The sequence below is a fragment of the Trichocoleus sp. DQ-A3 genome, from assembly GCF_039961975.1.
Classification (GTDB): Bacteria; Cyanobacteriota; Cyanobacteriia; order Cyanobacteriales; family FACHB-T130; genus FACHB-T130.
In genome coordinates this window covers 125,636-144,455 of the sequence record NZ_JAMPKC010000003.1, presented here as the reverse complement: position 1 = coordinate 144,455, position 18,820 = coordinate 125,636, and the positions used below count along the sequence as shown (strand labels likewise).

The 18,820-nt window shown below is 47.3% G+C and carries 18 protein-coding genes; 9 read left to right on the top strand and 9 right to left on the bottom strand.

From position 1 onward, the window contains the following. Positions 1–21: 21 nt before the first annotated feature. Positions 22–1,941 (bottom strand): PBP1A family penicillin-binding protein, encoded by a 1,920-nt coding sequence (locus tag NDI44_RS06995; RefSeq protein ID WP_190410545.1) that lies wholly within the window; start codon positions 1,939–1,941, stop codon positions 22–24. A gap of 324 nt (positions 1,942–2,265) precedes the next feature. Here NDI44_RS06995 and tyrS point away from each other — a divergent pair, with 324 nt between their 5' ends. The 4 genes from tyrS to NDI44_RS06975 all read left to right on the top strand — a co-directional run bounded on the left by tyrS (position 2,266) and on the right by NDI44_RS06975 (position 6,374). Next, a complete protein-coding gene (gene tyrS / locus NDI44_RS06990; protein ID WP_190410544.1) occupies positions 2,266–3,474 on the top strand; it encodes a tyrosine--tRNA ligase in 1,209 nt (402 codons plus the stop codon). Positions 3,475–3,541: 67 nt separating this feature from the next. Further along, positions 3,542–4,294: an orotidine-5'-phosphate decarboxylase gene (pyrF, locus tag NDI44_RS06985; protein WP_190410543.1), complete on the top strand. Its 753-nt coding sequence runs from the start codon at positions 3,542–3,544 to the stop codon at positions 4,292–4,294. Next, positions 4,291–4,914, top strand: a complete 624-nt coding sequence (locus tag NDI44_RS06980) for a hypothetical protein (RefSeq protein ID WP_199299660.1) — start codon at positions 4,291–4,293, stop codon at positions 4,912–4,914. Before pyrF ends, NDI44_RS06980 begins: the two co-directional genes overlap by 4 nt. 605 nt (positions 4,915–5,519) lie before the next feature. Continuing rightward, on the top strand, positions 5,520–6,374 hold the full coding sequence (locus tag NDI44_RS06975) for an exosortase-dependent surface protein XDP2 (protein ID WP_190410542.1): 855 nt from the start codon (positions 5,520–5,522) through the stop codon (positions 6,372–6,374). 353 nt (positions 6,375–6,727) lie between these two features. Here the strand turns inward: NDI44_RS06975 and NDI44_RS06970 are convergent, their stop codons facing one another. Further along, positions 6,728–7,039 carry a hypothetical protein gene (locus NDI44_RS06970; protein ID WP_190410541.1) on the bottom strand — a complete coding sequence of 104 codons (312 nt, stop codon included), beginning with the start codon at positions 7,037–7,039 and terminating at the stop codon, positions 6,728–6,730. 99 nt (positions 7,040–7,138) lie between these two features. Continuing rightward, the gene (locus tag NDI44_RS06965) at positions 7,139–8,275 is read right to left on the bottom strand and encodes a peptidylprolyl isomerase (protein ID WP_190410540.1); all 1,137 of its coding nucleotides are present in this window, start codon (positions 8,273–8,275) and stop codon (positions 7,139–7,141) included. A 195-nt stretch (positions 8,276–8,470) separates the two neighbouring features. Between NDI44_RS06965 and efp the strand changes: the two genes are divergently transcribed. The 3 genes from efp (at position 8,471) to NDI44_RS06950 (ending at position 10,373) form a co-directional block, all read left to right on the top strand. Next, complete coding sequence (efp, locus tag NDI44_RS06960; protein ID WP_190410539.1) at positions 8,471–9,028, top strand: elongation factor P; 558 nt, start codon at positions 8,471–8,473, stop codon at positions 9,026–9,028. A 145-nt stretch (positions 9,029–9,173) separates the two neighbouring features. Next, positions 9,174–9,692, top strand: coding sequence for an acetyl-CoA carboxylase biotin carboxyl carrier protein (accB, locus tag NDI44_RS06955; protein ID WP_190410538.1), 519 nt, complete (start codon positions 9,174–9,176; stop codon positions 9,690–9,692). Between the two features lie 327 nt (positions 9,693–10,019). Next, positions 10,020–10,373, top strand: a complete 354-nt coding sequence (locus NDI44_RS06950; protein ID WP_190410537.1) for a metalloregulator ArsR/SmtB family transcription factor — start codon at positions 10,020–10,022, stop codon at positions 10,371–10,373. 8 nt (positions 10,374–10,381) lie between these two features. On the opposite strand, the gene NDI44_RS06945 is transcribed toward NDI44_RS06950, so the two are convergent. The 3 genes from NDI44_RS06945 to NDI44_RS06935 form a co-directional block, all read right to left on the bottom strand. Beyond that, on the bottom strand, positions 10,382–11,035 hold the full coding sequence (locus tag NDI44_RS06945; protein ID WP_190410536.1) for a GerMN domain-containing protein: 654 nt from the start codon (positions 11,033–11,035) through the stop codon (positions 10,382–10,384). Between the two features lie 89 nt (positions 11,036–11,124). Then, entirely contained in the window at positions 11,125–11,943 is an 819-nt protein-coding gene (locus NDI44_RS06940) for a DUF2993 domain-containing protein (protein ID WP_190410535.1), read from the bottom strand. Positions 11,944–12,127: 184 nt separating this feature from the next. Further along, the gene (locus NDI44_RS06935; RefSeq protein ID WP_190410534.1) at positions 12,128–13,936 is read right to left on the bottom strand and encodes a proline--tRNA ligase; all 1,809 of its coding nucleotides are present in this window, start codon (positions 13,934–13,936) and stop codon (positions 12,128–12,130) included. 78 nt (positions 13,937–14,014) lie between these two features. Between NDI44_RS06935 and NDI44_RS06930 the strand changes: the two genes are divergently transcribed. Beyond that, entirely contained in the window at positions 14,015–15,454 is a 1,440-nt protein-coding gene (locus NDI44_RS06930; RefSeq protein ID WP_190410533.1) for a 1-acyl-sn-glycerol-3-phosphate acyltransferase, read from the top strand. A 12-nt stretch (positions 15,455–15,466) separates the two neighbouring features. Here NDI44_RS06930 and NDI44_RS06925 read toward each other — a convergent pair whose 3' ends face one another. Continuing rightward, positions 15,467–15,658, bottom strand: coding sequence for a hypothetical protein (locus NDI44_RS06925; protein ID WP_190410532.1), 192 nt, complete (start codon positions 15,656–15,658; stop codon positions 15,467–15,469). 236 nt (positions 15,659–15,894) lie between these two features. Between NDI44_RS06925 and NDI44_RS06920 the strand changes: the two genes are divergently transcribed. Next, entirely contained in the window at positions 15,895–16,374 is a 480-nt protein-coding gene (locus tag NDI44_RS06920) for an orange carotenoid protein N-terminal domain-containing protein (protein ID WP_190410531.1), read from the top strand. Positions 16,375–16,643: 269 nt separating this feature from the next. Here the strand turns inward: NDI44_RS06920 and NDI44_RS06915 are convergent, their stop codons facing one another. After that, the gene (locus tag NDI44_RS06915) at positions 16,644–17,324 is read right to left on the bottom strand and encodes an acetoacetate decarboxylase family protein (protein ID WP_190410530.1); all 681 of its coding nucleotides are present in this window, start codon (positions 17,322–17,324) and stop codon (positions 16,644–16,646) included. A 30-nt stretch (positions 17,325–17,354) separates the two neighbouring features. Continuing rightward, complete coding sequence (locus NDI44_RS06910) at positions 17,355–18,758, bottom strand: DUF2079 domain-containing protein (protein ID WP_199304713.1); 1,404 nt, start codon at positions 18,756–18,758, stop codon at positions 17,355–17,357. Between the last annotated feature and the right edge of the window lie 62 nt (positions 18,759–18,820).

Below are 18,820 nucleotides of genomic sequence, written 5' to 3'. Positions count from 1 at the left end.
TCCAAAATCCAAAATCTCAAATTATGAGCGGGGTCGCTCAAATTTGGAAGGCGATGGGAAGTATTGCACGGGTTCGCCAGACATAGCCGTTGACATAAAATCGCGCCAAATCGGAGCGGCGTACTGGCCCCCTGTAACACCACCGCCTAAGCTGCGGTTGTTATCCTTGCCAATCCACACAGCCGTTGACATTTGCGGGACATAGCCCACAAACCAAACATCTTTCTCTAAAGAAGTCGTACCCGTCTTACCAGCCGCCGGACGACCTATCTGTGCAGCTTTCCCCGTACCGCCACTGATCACCCCTTGCAGCACTTGAGTCAGAGATGCAGTCGCCCACGGGTCTAACACCAGACGGGGTTTAGGAGTGTTATCGAGCAACACATTGCCTCGGCTGTCTGTTACCCGGACAATCAGCGTGGTGTCAGAATGCCAGCCATTACTGGCAAACGTGGCATAGCCGCCAGCCATTTCCAACGGCGTCACACCAATCGCTCCCAGAGGCAAGGAAATCACCGGCTCAATTGGACTCTTAAAGCCAATCGTCCGCAAGGTTTCAATTACCTTATCCAGCCCCACAGACCGTCCGATTTTCACCGCAGGCACATTCGCAGAGACGACGAGAGCTTGGCGAATGCTCATCGCACCGGAGTAGCCACCGCCGTAGTTTCTAGGAGAGTAATAGCCCCCTCCATCTCGATAGCTGACTGGCGAATCGTAGACCGTGGAATAGGGCGAATATTTCCCAGTCGCGAACGCCGTATAGTAAACAAATGGTTTAAAGGCAGATCCTGGCTGGCGTAGCGATTGGGTTGCTCGATTAAACTTACTTTTTTTGTAATTAACCCCGCCGACCAACGCTTTCACAAAATGCGTCCGAGGATCGACTGCCACCAGAGCAATTTGGTTGTTATAAACTCCCCAACCCTGAAGTCTTCTATGCCAACGACTGACCTTTTGTTCCGCCATCCGCTGGAATTTGTAGTCGATGGTAGTTTGGACTCGCATTCCCCCTTTTAGCACTGCATCCGGGCCAAAGCGCTCTTTCAACTCAGCCACGACTGCATCTGTGATGTAAGGTAGTTCGCTGGTTTGCCAAGAAGTCAGCTGACCCTTTTTAATGGTTAGCTTGCGGGCGGCTGCTTCCTCTTGGGCTGTAATCCACCCCAACTCTTTCATCCGACCCAACACCTGCGCTTGTCGCTGTTTGGCGAGCTTGTAGTTGGTGAAAGGGCTGTAGTCTTCTGGAGCCTGAATCATTCCTGCCAACATTGACGCCTCTGCCAAGTTGAGGTCAGCAGCTTTTTTGCCAAAGTAGCTTTCAGATGCGGTTTGGGCACCGTAATTGTTGTGACCCCAATACACCTGATTGAGGTACATTTCTAAAATTTGGTCTTTCTTAAAGATTTGCTCCAAACGAATTGCCAGCACAGCTTCAGCAATTTTGCGGCTAAAGGTACGCTTGCGAGAGAGAAATAGGTTTTTCACCAACTGCATGGTGATCGTCGAGCCGCCCTCAACAACCGAACCCTTCTGCCAGTTTGCTCGGACAGCACGACCAACGCTGTTGGGGTTGATGCCTTGGTGGAAGTAAAAGTGGCTATCTTCAATTGCGAGAACCGCCCGCTTCAGTTCAGGAGAAATTTGGTCAAGGGGGACGATTTCGCGATTGGCTTCGCCGTGGAGACTGGTGAGGTGCTTGCCCTTAACATCGTAGATGTAAGAAGTTTCAGTAGGCGCATAGCTGCGGAGAACGCGCACATCTGGCAGGTTACGGAAGCTAATTGCTAATCCAACCAGTCCACCAGCAGCTACCGAACTGGTAAGCATGGTGATGCCGAGGAGGGTTCCGCCCGTTGCTTTCCCGACTCCCTGCATGAACTTAAAAATCGGTGGGACTGGCTCTCGCGAGTGTTTGTCTTGAATAGTGCTAGACGACACGGGGATTTCACTTCCTCACTAAAAAATGTGGGACTTTGATGTTGTGCGACTGGATAGGGCTTTGCTGATTGAAATTACAAAGACTTTCCAGGGGCAGCCGGAGGGACGATTTTAAAATCTGTCCGGGAATGCGATCGGGAGGTTAGACCGGGGAGGAAACTGATCTGCTATAGCATCATAAGTGCAGCCTGTTCCTAAAATTTTGAAATCGGGCATGGAGATTTTAACAATTTTTGCAAATTATACTAATCTGATTTGCCTTGAACTTGCATTAAATACAAATATAGTGATTAGTTACCATACCCGATTGAGTTTTGGCAAAGCATGACCGCTAGTGTATCATCGGCAAAAACGCCTCCAGAAGCCCTCAGTTGGCTCTATCGCGGCGTCAGCGAAATTTTTCCCAATCAGCCTGATTCTTCTGACCCGGCGGAGAATTTGGCTCAACGGTTAGCGCAGACTGACCGACCTTTGCGGGTCAAGTATGGGATCGATCCGACAGGTGCAGAGATTCATCTCGGTCATACTATCCCCATGCGAAAGTTGCGATCGCTTCAGGATGCTGGTCACACGGCTGTTCTAATTCTGGGGGATTTTACGGCTCGGATTGGCGATCCAACGGGGAAGTCTGAGGTACGCCGCCAGCTGACAGCAGAGGAAGTGGCTCAAAATGCCCAGACGTATCTGGATCAGGTGCGTCCAATCCTGGATTTCGATACGCCGGGACGGTTGGAAATTCGTTACAACTCCGAGTGGCTGGGCAAACTAGATTTGGCAAAAATTCAGGAATTACTCGCCACGATGACGGTGGGACAGATGCTGGCGAAGGAGGGGTTTGCTCTCCGTTTTGAACAAGAAAATCCGATTTATCTGCATGAGTTTCTCTACCCATTAATGCAGGGTTATGATTCTGTAGCGGTAGAAGCGGATGTGGAGTTGGGAGGAACCGATCAGAAATTTAATATTGCTGTGGGGCGAGATTTACAGCGGCATTTTGGTCAGAAGCCTCAGTTTGGGGTGTTGATGCCGATTTTGATCGGGACAGATGGCGTCCAGAAAATGTCGAAGTCTCTAGGCAATTATGTGGGGCTATCGGAACGCTCGACTCCAATGTATCAGAAGCTGGAAAAGATTCCAGATGAGCTGTTGGAGCAGTATTTTGAACTCCTGACGGATCTGCCTTTGGATCGGTTGCCAGAAACTCCGCGCGATCGCCAGCAAGAACTTGCGTTCGAGATTGTGAAGCAGTACCACGGTCAGCAAGCAGCGGAGGAAGCAAGGAAGGGAAAAACTGACGATGTACCGGAATTTTCGCTTTTGAGCGTGCAATTTCCGGCTAAGTTTTTCTACATTGTCAGTGCTAGCGGTCTGTGTAAAAGTAGTTCGGAAGCACGGCAGCGAATACAAGAGGGTGGCGTGCGACTAGATGGCGATCGCGTTGACACGATCGATCTCGTCTTTGACACGCCCGAACAACTAGCCGGACGCATCCTGAGTGTGGGGAAAAAGCGATTTGTCCGCCTTGTAAGCTAAGGTGAGCGAGTGAATTGAAAAATTCACTCTGGTTGCCAAGTCGATTTTTTCAGCCTTACTCCTACCCGTGAACCCAAATCCTACTCGCCTAGAATCCCCTAAGTCAGTCACAGAGCGCATCATCGTGCCGCTAGATGTGCCGACAAAGGAAGCCGCGATCGCGCTCGTCGATCAATTGCCCCAAGTATCATTCTGGAAGGTGGGGTTAGAGCTATTTGTCAGCAGTGGGCCGGAAATCTTAACGGCGCTCAAAGCTCGGCAAAAGCGAATTTTTCTGGATCTGAAGTTTCACGATATCCCCAACACGGTTGTTGGGGCTTGCCGCGCCGCTGCCCGCTACGGGGTGGATTTAGTGACAATTCATGCAACTGCCGGTTGCGGTGCCTTGCAGGGGGCAGTAGCAGCGGCACAGGAGGGCGCACAGGAGGTAGGGGTGACACCCCCCAATTTAATTGCGATTACGCTGCTGACCAGTCTCACCTCACGCCAGCTAGCCTTTGAACTTAAAATACCGCTAGAACTGCCAGAGTATGCCTTACAGATGGCGCTGCTAGCCAAAGAAGCAGGGCTGGCTGGGGCAGTTTGTTCCCCCCAAGAGGCAGACCAGCTGCGGCAGACTTGCGGCGATGATTTTCTGCTGGTGTGTCCGGGTGTGCGCCCCTCTTGGGCAGAAGCGGGAGATCAGAAGCGATCGCTCACCCCCACCCAAGCTTTCCAAGCAGGCGCTGATTACTTGGTAATCGGACGTCCGATTACCGCCGCCTCTGACCCTGTTGCGGCTTGGGCAAGAATTTGTGACGAGCTAACAGGGGTTTCATGAACTCAGGTCGAAAGCGTCAGTTGTTAGAAGTTAGGCGGTTACTTCTGATTTCTGGCTGTTCGCTGTTCGCTGCATTCAGCACTCAACCGGGACAAGGAAAGTCCGCCCCTGCACTCAACAGTAACAGGGTTTCTCTGCCCCGGCAGCTTTCTGCTTGCCCCAATAATTTAGAAAACCTCACACTTCTACTCCTGCGGGATTTACCCAGTTATGCGAATCGGGTCAATCAACGTGCTCGACGCCGCAGCAGAAAAGTTGATATTTCTTCTAGTTCGGTGATTATCGCTGGACGCCCAGAGTTTGAGCCGCTTAGCCTGGGTCCCGGTCAATATACCCCAACGACTCCAGCCGAACTTGCCGCAGCCCCCAAGCAGCTATTCATTACCACCTTGGAGCGACAATATACAGCTGGCAAGGCAATTGAATTACAGCAGTATCACTGGCTATTTCTGGCTCAAACTGACAGTGGTTGGAGCCTAGCACTCATGTTTTCCCGTACTGGCCCTTCTCCGGGAGGACGACCCCCTACACCGCCGCGCGATAGCAGTAATGGCATCATTGGTCAGGCAGTTCGGAATTGGTTGCAAGATTGCCGGGTGGGAAAAGTGCGATCGCTCTAAATGTCCGAACTCTCACGCATAAGAAGCGAGCATTTTTTTGACACTTCCGTAACTTCAACGGGAATTCATCCATCTTTTACTTAAATGATGGTTAATTTCTAATGGGTCTCAGTAATTTTTTCTCAGTAATTTCATCATTATCTACAAGTTTTTACTTGAGTGCGTAATTGTAGCTTTTGAAAGTGCGATCGCTATCTATCTAAAGTCTTACTTTTGTAGGTAATTCCTTTTAATAAAACTTCTATATCTCTAACAACATTTTCAAGGTATCCGAAATTTTACGCACAGCAAGAAGCATTCTAATTTTAATTTCCGTAGCTTCAAGGATGACTTAATTAATCTTTACTCTTAGGATGAAATAGTGCCGATTTATCAAGGATTTAGCTAAAAGAACTAAATTATTTGAGAAAGTTGGCAGTTTAATTTAGATGAAATAGCAGAAAAGCAAAACTTTAGCTAAATGACTAAAGTTTTAGCTTAGACCTACATCGCTAAAGTTTGGGCTTAACGAGTTGCTGTGGATTGGGAGAATCTGTCACTGAAAACCTTCAACTAATACCTTTCAACAACGTTTCTACATGAGCACCTACCAGAGGATTAAAAGAATGAATTTTCAGCGTACATCAACTTTTCTATGCTTAGCCGTTGGAACAGCCTTCACGATTTCTAGTTCAGCGCAAGCTGCAAGCTTCCAAACCAACGTTAGCCAAAAAAGTAACTCCGAGGCAGATATTTGGCTTCAGTCGATTACCCAGAATAAAGTCACAATTGATAGTTTTAATCTGGTTAAAGAGGCTAAAATAATCTCCAATACTGCTATTAGTCTCACTGGCAAGAAGGGAGAAACTGCCAATCCAGAAGCCGGTGGCTACAACAATAATACGGGAGCTGCTAGCACAGATAGAGGCGATAAAGCTAGCAAACCAAACGGTGTTGAAGTATCTGGAATTAAAAACCCAACCAATACTGATATTGCTACTTATCTGGGCAACCAAAACCTCAACAACATTATTGATACTGAGGATAATGGTTCCATTAGTATCAACCTTTTCTTCAATAACCTAGTTCGTTCAGATAAGACAGGATTAGACAACCTCTTTTTCTGGGAACGGGGCAAGAACAGCGATTTAGGTATTCAAGCAATTGATAAAGCTGGCAACCTCATTGGTAATTTTCTAAAACTCAAGCGAACCGCTCAATTTTCCGCAGGCTATAGCATTGACACAATGGAAATTAGTGGAAGTCAAGAGGTTGGTTCTTGGGGAGTTAGCCTAGCGCAATTGGGAATTACTTCTCTAGCAGGTATCCGAGTGACAGCAGACGCGAGTTACAATGGCCCAGACTTTAAAGTAATGGCTAGAGAACAAAAAGTTCCTGAACCAGCCACGCTTGCTGGCTTGGGATTAGTAGTTGGATCGTTGATAACAATTCGTCGGCGTGGAAATAGCAAATCTAGCTAGTTTTTAGAGAAAATTTGCGTTCATAAAGACTGAGTGGAAATGAAAAAAGGGCTAGAAAGTGGATAACACTTCTAGCTTTCATTTTTTTGTCACTGATACTAGAATTCGTCTGGAGCTACACCTACTATTATTGCTCCTGAAGGCAAAATACCAGACTTCGAGGGAGAAGCTGGGTATCTGAACCGCTTGAATCTTACCACTCTTATAGGCTTACTATAGAGGTGCAAAAACTTAAAGCTGATTTACCAGAAAATAAGAGAGCAAAGGAAATAAAATTGCTCCTTATCTACTCCACACAAAAACGCGAACTGACAAGTCAGCGCTTCGCTATCGCTCTATTTCCTCACTTCACGCTAATTTCTATCTGAAGCAGAATCCCGCTTCAGCTTAGGAAAGCGGTAAAAGGTATCTCCATCAGCATCTACTTCTGGCAGCACCCCAAACATCTGCACCTGACGATCCAGGTATTCCTTCGCTAATGGGACATCTACTCTTGCTGCTGCTGTCAATTGAATGAGCGAAATACAACTATTTTGAGCTTCCAGCAATTGATAAAAAGCATTTTCTAGTTGCATCTGCTGCTGTCGTTGCTGGGAGGTACTGTAAACCAAAAAAACCGCCATCACACTGACAGTGATGACAAAAATTACCTCAATAATTGCCATAAATTTCCTAATTTTATAGCAGAGAGGGTGGGCGATCGCGCAATGCTGGCATTGCCGTCCCACCCACCCTATTAATAGCTCTTTATCGCCCTGTGATGTTTATGCGGCTTGTGGCTGGACTAAATTCTCCACGCCCTGGATTACTTTAGCCGAGACAATCTTGTCGCCTGCATCGAGTTTTTCCAGAACTTCTTTGCCTTTCGTTAAATAGCCAAAAACTGAATATCTCCCATCCAACAGGTTACGACCGGCTGGGGTTAGTTCTGGCTCAAACAGGAAGAAAAAGAACTGAGAAGAACCGCCGTTGGGTTCTGTTTCCGGACGAGCCATTGCTAAGGCACCATAAGCTGAGAAAGGAAGCACGGGTAGGTCGAGGTAACGCCCCGCGTCTTCTAAGGTAATGCCATAGGTGGGTTCTTTGTCGCCTCTCGCCAGCACTTCTAACGGAACCGCCCGGTATTTGCCAGTTTCTGGGTCAATAAACCCCTGATCTGGGCCGGGAGGATCTCCCACTTGCAGCACGTAGGAGTCTTCGGCGCGGACAAATTCTAGCCCGTCATAGAAGCCACGCTGGACTAAATCCACAAAGTTACCCGCAGTCACGGGCGCACTGTAACCGTCTACTACTAGGGTCAGGGGGCCTTTCTCGGTTGTCATTTCTATGGTGGCGCGTCCCTTGAGTTGAGGCAGATTACTGTACGCTGAGGGCACCTCGAAGGGGAATCCCGGCACCATTAGCTCTTCTAGCTGACCCACGAGATCGAGAACGTTGCCCCGTTCCGCCTGAGTTTGGTCTTTATCTTTGGCTTCTACGGTTTCTCGAAGCTTCCCAAATTGTTCTTCCATCTTCGCAATTAGGGCTTCTGCTTGAGATTTTTGCGACGGAGAGACGCCCGCGAGCAAGTCGGAGGAGCGATCGCTTAAAATTCGAGATGCCTTGCTAACATCGCTGGCGATCGCACTCCAACGCTTACTTCGCAGTTGTATGGAAATATCTTCTAAATCGGCTTGCATTTCCCGCACTGCTTGATTGTCAATGGGTAGGGCATACCGTAACAAAGCTTTACCATCTGTGATGGCATTTCCCGATGGCAATCCACTATCACGGGCAGTTTTGCCAGAATCCCACCAAGCAGCGCTGAGTCCTGCTGAGAGTGTCATCATCAGCACTACTAAGACGCCTGTTAAAGCCAAGCGTTTGAACCAATCGAGCGTGGAACGGTTTGAATCAAGCATAAATTAATTCCTGCATGCTGCTTTCCCGACTGCGGTTGAAGCTTTCACGCTTACCAAAAACTCCATTTTTAATCTTGCCACACGGGTGTCCCGACCCAGCGACATTAGACGCAGCCGATCGATCTACGAGTAATAGGAAGAACCTCCGCTCGCGGTAAAATGAGGTGCCGATTGTTCTCCCCTAGATAAAGATTCATGATTTCGAGTAACGACTTTAGAACTGGCGTCACCATTGAATTAGATGGAGCTGTGTGGCGGGTAGTGGAATTTCTCCACGTTAAGCCAGGGAAAGGAGCTGCGTTTGTCCGCACTAAGCTAAAAAATGTGCAGTCAGGCTCCGTTGTGGAACGAACCTTCCGAGCCGCAGAAACGGTGCCCCAGGCAAATCTGGAAAAGCGCACGATGCAGCATACCTACAAAGAAGGCGACCAGTTCGTGTTTATGGACATGGAAACCTATGAAGAAGCAAGCCTGAATGCGGTTCAGATTGGCGATCGCGTAAAGTACCTTAAGGAAGGAATGGAGGTGAACGTCATCAGCTGGGGCGAGCAGATCATGGAAGTGGAACTGCCCAACTCCGTAGTGCTGGAAGTGACGCAAACCGATCCCGGTCTCAAAGGCGATACCGCCACTGGCGGCTCGAAACCCGCAATCGTGGAAACAGGTGCCCAGGTGATGGTTCCCCTGTTTATCACGGTCGGAGAGCGGATCAAGATTGATACCCGTACCGATACCTACCTGGGTCGAGAATAATGCAAAAGTTTTTAGTCAGTGGTCAGGGGTCAGCGGTACAGAAGAAACAACCAACAACCAACAACTGACACTGACCTTGAGACGAGATTTACCCTTGTCTCTACCAAGCAACAATTAATCCCTGACTACTGACATCCTTTTTCTCATGTCCATAGACTTCAACGATCTCCGTGAACTGCTGGCAGCGATCGCGCAAACCGATATTACAGAGTTGACACTCAAAAGCGCTGATTTTGAACTCACCGTGCGGAAAGATCCGCGCGGAGGTTTGCCGGTCTTGCCACCCGCCCTGGCAGGGAGTGGGAGTCCCGAAGTCTCGGCTCCCCCCTCCCAGGCATCTCCGTCCATGCCGTCCAGCCCGAACTTAGAGGCGGTGCCACGAACTGCCCCGCCGACCACTGCTGGTTCTCCCATTGATAGAAGACTCGAAGATGTCAAATCACCGATGGTGGGGACGTTTTATCGCGCTCCCTCACCGGATGATTCTCCATTTGTGGAAGTGGGCGATCGCATCCGTACCGGACAAACCGTCTGCATCATTGAGGCAATGAAGCTGATGAATGAAATTGAAGCCGAGGTGTCCGGTACGGTGATAGAAGTTTTGGTTCAAAACGGCGAACCTGTTGAGTATGGTCAACCGCTGATGCGGATTAACCCCGAATAACTTTAGCGTTTGTAAACGTTGCGCGGAGGCATCTGCCATGAATCGTCCAAAAAGTTTATTCCCAAAATTTTTCTATTTTTGGAGTAAGCTTTTTTGTATAATTTAATTGTCTAAAAAATTCCTTCTAAATAATGGAAATATCGATTAATTTTGCTAAATACGCATATTTCCATTATTTAATTCTACGAAGTTTCCTTTAAGAAATCGTATCTAAAGTTACCCGATTTACAATATTAATCAACAAAAGAAATTTAACAATTACTAAATAGTTATTAACCAAAAAACATCATATATAATCAGGATGAACTATCATTTCTGGTTAGTCTCATGCGACAAGCTTTGTCTGTACCACCAGAAGTTGTACAACAACTTGCAGAGTATTTCAGCATCTTGAGCGAACCAATGCGGTTGCGGATTTTGAACTTCCTGCGCGACGACGAGAAATGCGTACAAGAATTGGTTGAGGCAACACAAACCAGTCAGGCTAACGTTTCTAAGCATCTAAAAGTGATGCTGCAAGCCGGTATCCTGAGTCGCCGCAGCGAAGGGACATCGGCTTATTACAAAGTGGAAGATGAGTTGATTTTTGAATTATGTAACTTAGTTTGCGATCGCCTTGCCGCTCGGATTGAACAGCAAGCCCGTCACTTCCGTGACTTTAGCTTAAGCGCGAGAAAGTAAACAAAGCCCTATAAATCAAAATTTTTCTCAAAGTTTTGGCGAGTCAGAGGCTGATTGAGTTCCAACCCTTCACCGCCCAAAACTTCCAACCTTTTTCCCTCTACATCAATCCAAACATTGGTATTGGGATTGATACTGGTGGCTGTATAGAGGATTTGCGCCACGCGACCTGTCATCGAGGCACTACCGCCACCAGCAGTAAATTCTTGGGACAAATCTACGTGAACACCATCCTCCCGAACATCCAGATTTCGTAGCTGCGTTCCCTTGGGAATCGTGCTGCTGTAAGCCGGATCGTTCGGGCCTGCCAACAAACGATTGAACGCACCTTCTAGAATGTTCTCAGACTTAACTCCTGCCTGTATTTTGACCGGAGCGGGCACCACCTCAATCTTGCTACCACTACTCTTGAGCCAGTAGACTTGAACCGTCTTCTGACTAGATAGTTGCTGAGCGGACGGCTGCACAGAGGGTTGCACAGATGGCTGCACAGACGCCTGAGGCGAAGTAGTCGGTTGGATAGCCGTAGAAACTGACGGTGTTGGTGAAGAGTCTGTATTTGCTGCCTGTTGTTCCCCTGGGCTACAAGCCGCCAAAGCCATCGCCAAAACACTAACGGCGATGCCAATCCCGATTCGACGGCCTGGTTGTTGAATTTTCATATCAATTTCCCTCCTTAAAATTTATTTGGATGCTGGTGAGGAGGTTTTGTTGAGGAATACAGTGAAGACGAGCGCTGCTCCGGATAATTCTAACGCGGCGTAGATGCGGAAGCTGTGTCTGGCTTTTCTACCCTCACAAATGCAGCTAACTCTAGTTGTTCCTGATTTAAATCTAATTTTAGGAGTCGGGCAGCAATCCCTCTATCTTTCAAGGTGCGTAGATCCAAGCGGCTATTGAGACCGGACACGAAGGAGGCAACCAGGAGGGGTGGCACTGGCATCCCATTGACCAAGACATTTGGCTCGATCAATTGCAACTGATGCTCAGACACGATACCTAGCCCTGATTCCACCGAGACAACCAGTTTATCTGCATTTCCCGGCTCCTGCAATTCCAACTGGAAACGCAGCCGGTTATCTCCCAGAAATTCCACTTGAGGATTGACAAACTCATAGCGCTGAACCAGCATATCAGCGTTGCTGCCAAGAATGCGGCTTCCCAGCTTACGCAATTGAGCGCTAACGGCGGGTGACTGTAAAGCTTGATTAATATCTTGCTGGGTAATCACCAAACGCACCCCAGCTTGTAAAGGTTCCTTCAACAATTCGGTCGGTCGCACTCGCTTCTGCCGGAGACGCGCCACATCCAGGTTAATGGGATCGGTTTCCATTTCCAGCTCTGCAATCCGGAATTCTGGCGTTACCCACAACCCTCGCCCACCAATCCGCACTCGCTCAACTTTTCCTTGCACAATTTGGAAATTTGGAGCATTGTCAACGCGGACTTGCAACTGCTCCACTTTATCAAACTGGGAACGAATGGCATTTTCAGCGATGCGGTCGATGGCTAAATTTGCGGGGGAAACGAGAGCAAGCAAACCAGATAGAAAAATTGCTATAAATTCCATAGTTCTCGCTTAAATTTTCTGGCGCACAATGACGCGATTTTCTAAATTCACGCGCACAGACGCAAAGTTTTTAGGAGTTATAAAAGCGCATTGGCATCAAATATCATCCAAGGGTTTTTTGAAGCGTAAAGGCACAAAGACACAGAATGAGAACCTCGTGTCTTTGTGCCTTTGGGGTGAATTGTTATTGATTTAAAGCAGCATCAATCCGCTGCTTTAAAGTGGTCGCGACTTCCTCCACAGGAATTTCCTGAGATTTGCGAGTCGCCCGTTCGACAACTTCCACTTTACCGCTATTGAGCGATCGCCCGGTTACGATGCGATAGGGTATCCCGATTAAATCGGCATCTTTGAACTTTACTCCCGCTCGTTCATCGCGATCATCTAAAAGAGTTTCGATTCCCGCTTGATTCAATTGGGTGTATAGTTTTTCAGCGACTTCCACTTGTTGGGCGTCGCTGGTGTTGGGAACTGAGATGATGACGTGATAGGGCGCGATCGCAACAGGCCAGATAATTCCATCTTTGTCATAAGATTGTTCTACGGCTGCCTGCGCTAACCGCGAAACACCCAGACCATAACAACCCATTATTAGGGGAATTTCCTCACCTTGTTCGCTGGTGTAAGTGGCTCCCATTGCTTGAGAATACTTGTTACCTAGCTGGAAAATGTGCCCCACTTCAATGCCACGGGCAGTACGGAGTGTTTGAGCGGGATCGTGAGTTGCGCGATCGCCCGGTCGTGCCTTGCGGATATCTACGACCCCTTCTGGTAACTTAAACTGCTCGCCCCAATTAGCACCGACAACATGGTATTCCAAGTCGTTAGAACCTGTGACGAAGTTTTTTAGCTCGACCGCAGTTTTATCGACAAACCGCAAAAACCGGGGAGCTAAATTTTTCGCCGAACAGATGTAATCGTCTGCAATGTCGGGAGCGATATAGCCCAAAGGTAGAGGTCTCGTCGCCCATAGTTGCTGAAGCGCCGCCGCTGGAACCTCTACAGATAGCACCGTTTTGGCTTGATATTCCGGTGCCAATTTTGTCAGAGCATTGTGCAACTTTACTTCATTAACTTCTTGGTCGCCTCGGATACTAATCAGTACCAGCACCGTCAAGCCGTTGTCATAAACTGCCTGGTAGAGGACGTTTTTCACCACTTGAGTCGGCGAACACTTGAGGAATCTACAGAGTTTATCAATGGTATCGGCGTCCGGCGTCTTCCGCTTCTCATAAGTCTTAAACGGAGATGGTTCGATGTCAGCAGGTAAAGAAACCGCTTTTTCCACATTGGCGGCGTACTTGCCATCTTCGGTGTAGAGAACTTCATCTTCCCCAGCTTCAGCCAGTACCATAAATTCTTGAGAACCAGACCCCCCAATCGCACCTGAATCAGCTTCTACAGCACGGAAAGCTAAACCCGTCCGGCTTAACATCTTGCTGTAAGCATGGTGCATATCCTGATAAGTTTTTTTCAAGCTTTCTTCATCGACGTGGAACGAATAGCCATCCTTCATGATGAATTCCCGTCCTCGCATCAAACCAAATCTGGGGCGAATTTCATCCCGAAACTTAGTTTGAATTTGGTAGAGGTGCAGAGGCAACTGGCGGTAGGAGCGAATCATATCACGAGCGATCGCTGTAATCACTTCCTCATGCGTTGGCCCCAGCCCCAGTTCCTGCTCTCGGCGGTCTGTCAGGGCGAACATGATCCCTTCAGCTTTGGTATAAGTATCCCAGCGCCCCGACTGCTGCCACAATTCAGCGGGTTGTAGTTGCGGGAGTAGACACTCTTGTGCGCCGGTTGCATTCATCTCTTCCCGCACAATCTGAGAGATTTTTTGCAACACCCGCCACATGAAGGGTAAATAGGCGTAGATACCGCTCCCGATGCGACGAATGTAGCCTGCACGGAGCAGTAATTTATGGCTGGGGATTTCCGCTTCCGCCGGTTCTTCCCGCAGAGTGACAAAAAACATTTGTGACAGTCGCATCGCTGGTTCCCTCTACAGATTGGATAATCGATATCTCAGTTAAGTCTAGAATGTCCACAAGTTCACAAGAAAACCACTTTGCCCGATTTAATGAGTGCGGCTCAGCCTCCTCTAGAATTTATTCCACCGGCGCTCAACCCCCTGGTTTTACGAGCCGCCCAACAAGTGCTACCTGGCTGCATACGTTCCCAAACAGCGATTACCCAAATTCAAGCAGAAAACGTTGAGATTTTAGTCGATTTATATCGCCAATTTCAGGATGGGAAGATCCGCTTTATGATGGCATTTCGCCATCCCAGGGTTGAAGATCCGCTGTGCATGAGCTATCTGCTTTGGAAATTAGTCCCACGGGTGGCACGAGAAAAGGGTATCTCGCTACAAAACCCGATTCATGCCCACTTTCTTTATGACCGAGGGATTCCTTTATGGGCGGGAGCCCACATGGGCTGGCTCTATTCTCGCTTAGGTGGTACCCCTATCCATCGCGGTAAGGCAGACTGGACGGGATTGCGTTCGGCTCGTGACCTATTTGCCAACGCTCGGTTTCCGATAACCGCTTCCCCAGAAGGAGCCACCAATGGTCACAATGAGATTATCAGCCCTCTAGAACCCGGAATCGCACAATTAGGCTTTTGGTGTGCTGAAGATTTGCAGAAGGCTGGACGAGGGGAGCAAGTTTTAATTGTGCCAGTAGGGATTAAATACCGTTACGTCGAAGCTCCCTGGAAAGAGATAGAAAAGCTTTTAGGCGAATTGGAAGTAGCGAGCGGTTTGCCAGAAGGAAAGTTGAAGGGTGAATTGAAAGGCGAATTACAGGGTGAAAGTTTAAATCCATCTGCTAACCTGCAACCTTTTCAAGCTTCTCTCTATCAGCGACTGTGTCGTTTAGGCGAACATTTACTGTCTGTAATGGAGGAGTTTTACACTCGGTTTTATCATCAAAATTTGCCGACTGTAGAAGCATCGCCCAGCAATGCGAATGAAGCTTTGGCGATTCGACTTCAAGCACTACTGAATGTGGCGTTAAAAGTGGCAGAGGAGTATTTTAACCTGCCATCCAAGGGAAGCGTAATTGACCGTTGTCGTCGTCTAGAGGCGGCTGGCTGGAATTATATCTATCGGGAAGACCTGAAGAATATTAAAGCGCTGTCTCCCCTAGAACGCGGATTGGCGAATCGAATTGCTGAGGAAGCCAGCCTTCGGATATGGCATATGCGGTTGGTAGAAACTTTTGTAGCCGTAACTGGACAATATGTTCTAGAAAAACCAACCGTAGAGCGTTTTGCCGAGACTACCTTACTTTTATGGGATATGGTAACTCGAATCAAAGGCAGCAATCCCTTCCAGCGTCCTCGATTAGGTAAGCAACGGGTAGAGATGAGTGTAGGGCAACCCATCTCGGTTTCAGAACGCTACCCAGTCTATCAGGCAAATCGCCACGGTGCGAGACTTGCAGTAACTGATTTGACTAAAGATTTGCAACACGCGATGGAAGGTTTGATTGCTTCGGCTGGATGAAATCCCCAGTTCTTAAATAAGTTGGCTCGTAAAAATCCGCAGGATGGCATTTATAAAATCTTGCGGATCGCGAGTAATAATTTCATCCAAATTATTCATAACGGCTGTACTCAGGGCAAACCCAATTAATTTTTGCAATAAATGCTGAAAAAGAATTTCAGCGTTGAGTTTCCTGGTGTTTTCCCAACCTGCGAAAATCTCCAAGTTTATTCCATCCGGCTACTTAATAGCGAATGACGACTTCTCTGCTTACGTCTTCCTTTAGTTAGAAATCTTGTAATATCTTTGCCATCTTATTGATGGATTTCTAATGGGGATCATATCTGTCTCTAGCGGGGTTAAACTTCCATGATTTATTCGTTAATTTTCTTTAAGTAAGTGAAAACCTGTTTCTTGAACAAAAGAGACAAAGCAATTATTAATTTTCCGGAGGGTTAAGTATGACATCAGGCACTTTACACGCATACGATCAAGGTAAACAAGCTTTTCAAGGCATGGATGTAGACCAGCAGCTTGCCGTGCTGTGGTTTGTGTACACCAAGATGGGTAAATCTGTTACACCAGCCGCTCCAGGCGCTTCTGGTTCCGAGATTGCTCAGGGATTGTTCAATCAAGTTAAGGAACTATCCCATGAAGAACAACTACAAGTTCAGCGTGACATTGCTTCTAAAGCGAATACACAAATTAGCCGCGAATATGGTTCTCTGAGTCCAGAAACCAAACTAGCGTTCTGGTACTTTTTAGCGCAAGGAATGGATAGTGGTACCATTATTCCGATGCCTCCTAACTATGAACTTTCCCAAGCTGGAAAAGACTTGCTAGCAAAAATTGAAGGAATGGACTTCCAGCACCAAATCGATTTTCTACGCGGTGCGGTGCTACCGATGGGTGCTGAGGCTGCTGGGGGTTCTGACATCTAGAAAGAATATTTAATTTCCTGTTGAATTCCTCCTTTATACCCCCGCTATGTTGTTAAGCAATTAGCGGGTTTTTTCACGGATATTTTGCACAAATCCGGTAGCCTACTCGAAATTCAAATTCCGGGGTAACAGCTCAAGTCCATCAAAATGGACTTGAAGCTTTGAGACTTTGGAATTTTAGCCCAGATGAATTCCGAGAGGCCGATTCGTTTGTGTAGCTCCAAGTTGTAATGTGTGAGCTACAGCAAGTTTCGCAAGAAGTTTAGTTTTTAAGGGTAGCTAAATTCAACTTCCCTGGCTGTTACTGTTGTGCCTACTGCTTCTGGCGCACCGACTACTAAATTCATCTCGTCGCAGTAAACAGTTAGTAAAGGCTGACCTAAGTTCAACTGGGAAAAAGGGCTTTCTGCTGGGATTTCTAGCTTGCCACTCATTGCCTTTAGTTGAGATTCAAGCTGACTTTTGAAAAAAAGCAAATCGTAATTTTGGCTACTAAACGCAGTTCCGATTAATGGCTGCCGCCACCATGTAGAGATGGGCAATAAGGCGTCTGTGTAGCTGAGAGTGCATAGTAACCGATCGCCTTGACGGACAGTGACACCAGCGCGATCGCCTTTTTCCCAGGTAAACTCAGCAAGTTCCTTCGGTAAACCCCAGATTCTTCTCCCACCAGCAACAGAATCGGCATTATCTACATAGATGTGGGACACCCAACCGCCGAACTTGTCTTCATATTTGACCATCGCTGGGATAACAATTAACTCGCTATACTCCAACACGGAACCCGATCCGTAGTAGGAAAGATAAACCCCGCCTAGGGTTTTTCCAGGAAAAACTGAGACGATTTCTAACTCTGGAGGGATGAAGGGACGCGATCGCTCAACATCTATCAAGTGCAGGGTTTGTAGCGCGTAACCCTGGAGTGTCCAAGGTGCTTGTGGATATGACATTTTCAACTCCTACAATCATATTCATTTTTATTAAGACTTTTTCCTAAACAAATAAACATCATCACGTTGATAGGTTAATTGAAATCCTGGGGTATTTTTTAGTTGATTTGCCAGCTTGGCAGCGAACTCTTGGCTACCAGTCCCGCCAGCACCGCCTGGATAACGTACATTGAGCAATATATACTCAAAAGGAGATAGATTGGCAGGGAGCGGACTCAGATCGTCCACTAATTTGATCGTCTGGCGGTGAGTTAAATGAGGTGCAATCCGATTGGTGGTTAACACACCGCCTTTCGTTTGAACTTGAGCGATCGCTTCTCGCGCTGCTTGCCAAGTATCAACAGAATTTTGATATTTCGACCAAAAATAGCCATACTTTCCTAATGCTAAGAAAGCCACTATCGACCATACGATTATTGCCCGTTTGTCTCGCAACCAACTTCGATTTGCGGCAAGGCTGGAAATGACAGCCAGCATCAAAAAAGGCAGAATTGGCAAAGAATATTGGTGGAGTAAATCCCGTTGGTGTGGTTTGTCGGAAAGAATGTTTAACGCCAACGCGGGAATCGCACTTACTAGAGGAGTCATGTGTCGGGGAGAAAGTCCCCAAATTACTGGAAAAACCAACAGTGCCAGATATTCGAGTGTCTTAAATGAGAAAATTCTTCCCAATATCAACTCAGGCTTAAACAGGAGATTTCTAGCAATATCTAGAACTGAGTTACCGAGATAGCTGTAACGTGAAACGGCAGCTACTTCGCTACCGCTGAAAGATGGAATAATTAGCTGAGTTGCAATTAGGAACCAAGCGATACCAGCAGAAAGAGCAAATGCACCACATAAACGCCGCTTCTCAAACATCAGCAGCCAAATCCCCATTGCTGTGACAGTAAGGGATAAAACAGCTTTACACCCCAAAATAAAAATAATACTGACACAAAACCAGCCAATTCGATTTTGTCTAGCACACCATACCCCTGCTAAAAAAGCGGGAACTGCCATCACTTCCGGGTGGAATTCAAATAAATTTGCATTAAAAATTAGCGGGTAAAGCAAGTAGACTGCTGATATTGTGATTGCTTGCGATTCTTTCAACCCCGCTTGACGTGCTAGGTGCCACATTGGTAAAGCACCTAAAGACAAAGCGATGGCTTGTACTCCTAACAACCAATGAACATTAGGATAAATTTTGTACAGGAAAGACAGCAGATAAACCGCCCAAGCAGCATGGTTTCCCATGTGATGAAAGCCTAGAATCGAAGAAATTGGCGGCTGTCCTTGACTCATTAAATAAACCACTTGGTCATAAATTCCCAAGTCATAAGCCCCCGATTGAAACATGGAGTGTCGTAGGCTACTGCACGCGAATAATATTACGGCACTTGTGCCAATCATCAATGACAGGGCACTCGGCTTGATTCGTGTTTCTTTCATAAGATATTTTTCCCGCAGAGAACGCAAAGAATTAGCGATTGCTGGTTACTTTACGTCCTAAT

What these genes read in the sequence shown, in the direction of transcription:
- tyrS (WP_190410544.1), top strand. Translation starts at nt 2,266, where the DNA reads ATGACCGCTAGTGTATCATCGGCAAAAACGCCTCCAGAAGCCCTCAGT.
- NDI44_RS06980 (WP_199299660.1), top strand. Translation starts at nt 4,291, where the DNA reads ATGAACTCAGGTCGAAAGCGTCAGTTGTTAGAAGTTAGGCGGTTACTT.
- NDI44_RS06975 (WP_190410542.1), top strand. Translation starts at nt 5,520, where the DNA reads ATGAATTTTCAGCGTACATCAACTTTTCTATGCTTAGCCGTTGGAACA.
- NDI44_RS06970 (WP_190410541.1), bottom strand. Translation starts at nt 7,039, where the DNA reads ATGGCAATTATTGAGGTAATTTTTGTCATCACTGTCAGTGTGATGGCG.
- NDI44_RS06965 (WP_190410540.1), bottom strand. Translation starts at nt 8,275, where the DNA reads ATGCTTGATTCAAACCGTTCCACGCTCGATTGGTTCAAACGCTTGGCT.
- efp (WP_190410539.1), top strand. Translation starts at nt 8,471, where the DNA reads ATGATTTCGAGTAACGACTTTAGAACTGGCGTCACCATTGAATTAGAT.
- accB (WP_190410538.1), top strand. Translation starts at nt 9,174, where the DNA reads ATGTCCATAGACTTCAACGATCTCCGTGAACTGCTGGCAGCGATCGCG.
- NDI44_RS06950 (WP_190410537.1), top strand. Translation starts at nt 10,020, where the DNA reads ATGCGACAAGCTTTGTCTGTACCACCAGAAGTTGTACAACAACTTGCA.
- NDI44_RS06945 (WP_190410536.1), bottom strand. Translation starts at nt 11,035, where the DNA reads ATGAAAATTCAACAACCAGGCCGTCGAATCGGGATTGGCATCGCCGTT.
- NDI44_RS06940 (WP_190410535.1), bottom strand. Translation starts at nt 11,943, where the DNA reads ATGGAATTTATAGCAATTTTTCTATCTGGTTTGCTTGCTCTCGTTTCC.
- NDI44_RS06935 (WP_190410534.1), bottom strand. Translation starts at nt 13,936, where the DNA reads ATGCGACTGTCACAAATGTTTTTTGTCACTCTGCGGGAAGAACCGGCG.
- NDI44_RS06920 (WP_190410531.1), top strand. Translation starts at nt 15,895, where the DNA reads ATGACATCAGGCACTTTACACGCATACGATCAAGGTAAACAAGCTTTT.
- NDI44_RS06915 (WP_190410530.1), bottom strand. Translation starts at nt 17,324, where the DNA reads ATGTCATATCCACAAGCACCTTGGACACTCCAGGGTTACGCGCTACAA.
- NDI44_RS06910 (WP_199304713.1), bottom strand. Translation starts at nt 18,758, where the DNA reads ATGAAAGAAACACGAATCAAGCCGAGTGCCCTGTCATTGATGATTGGC.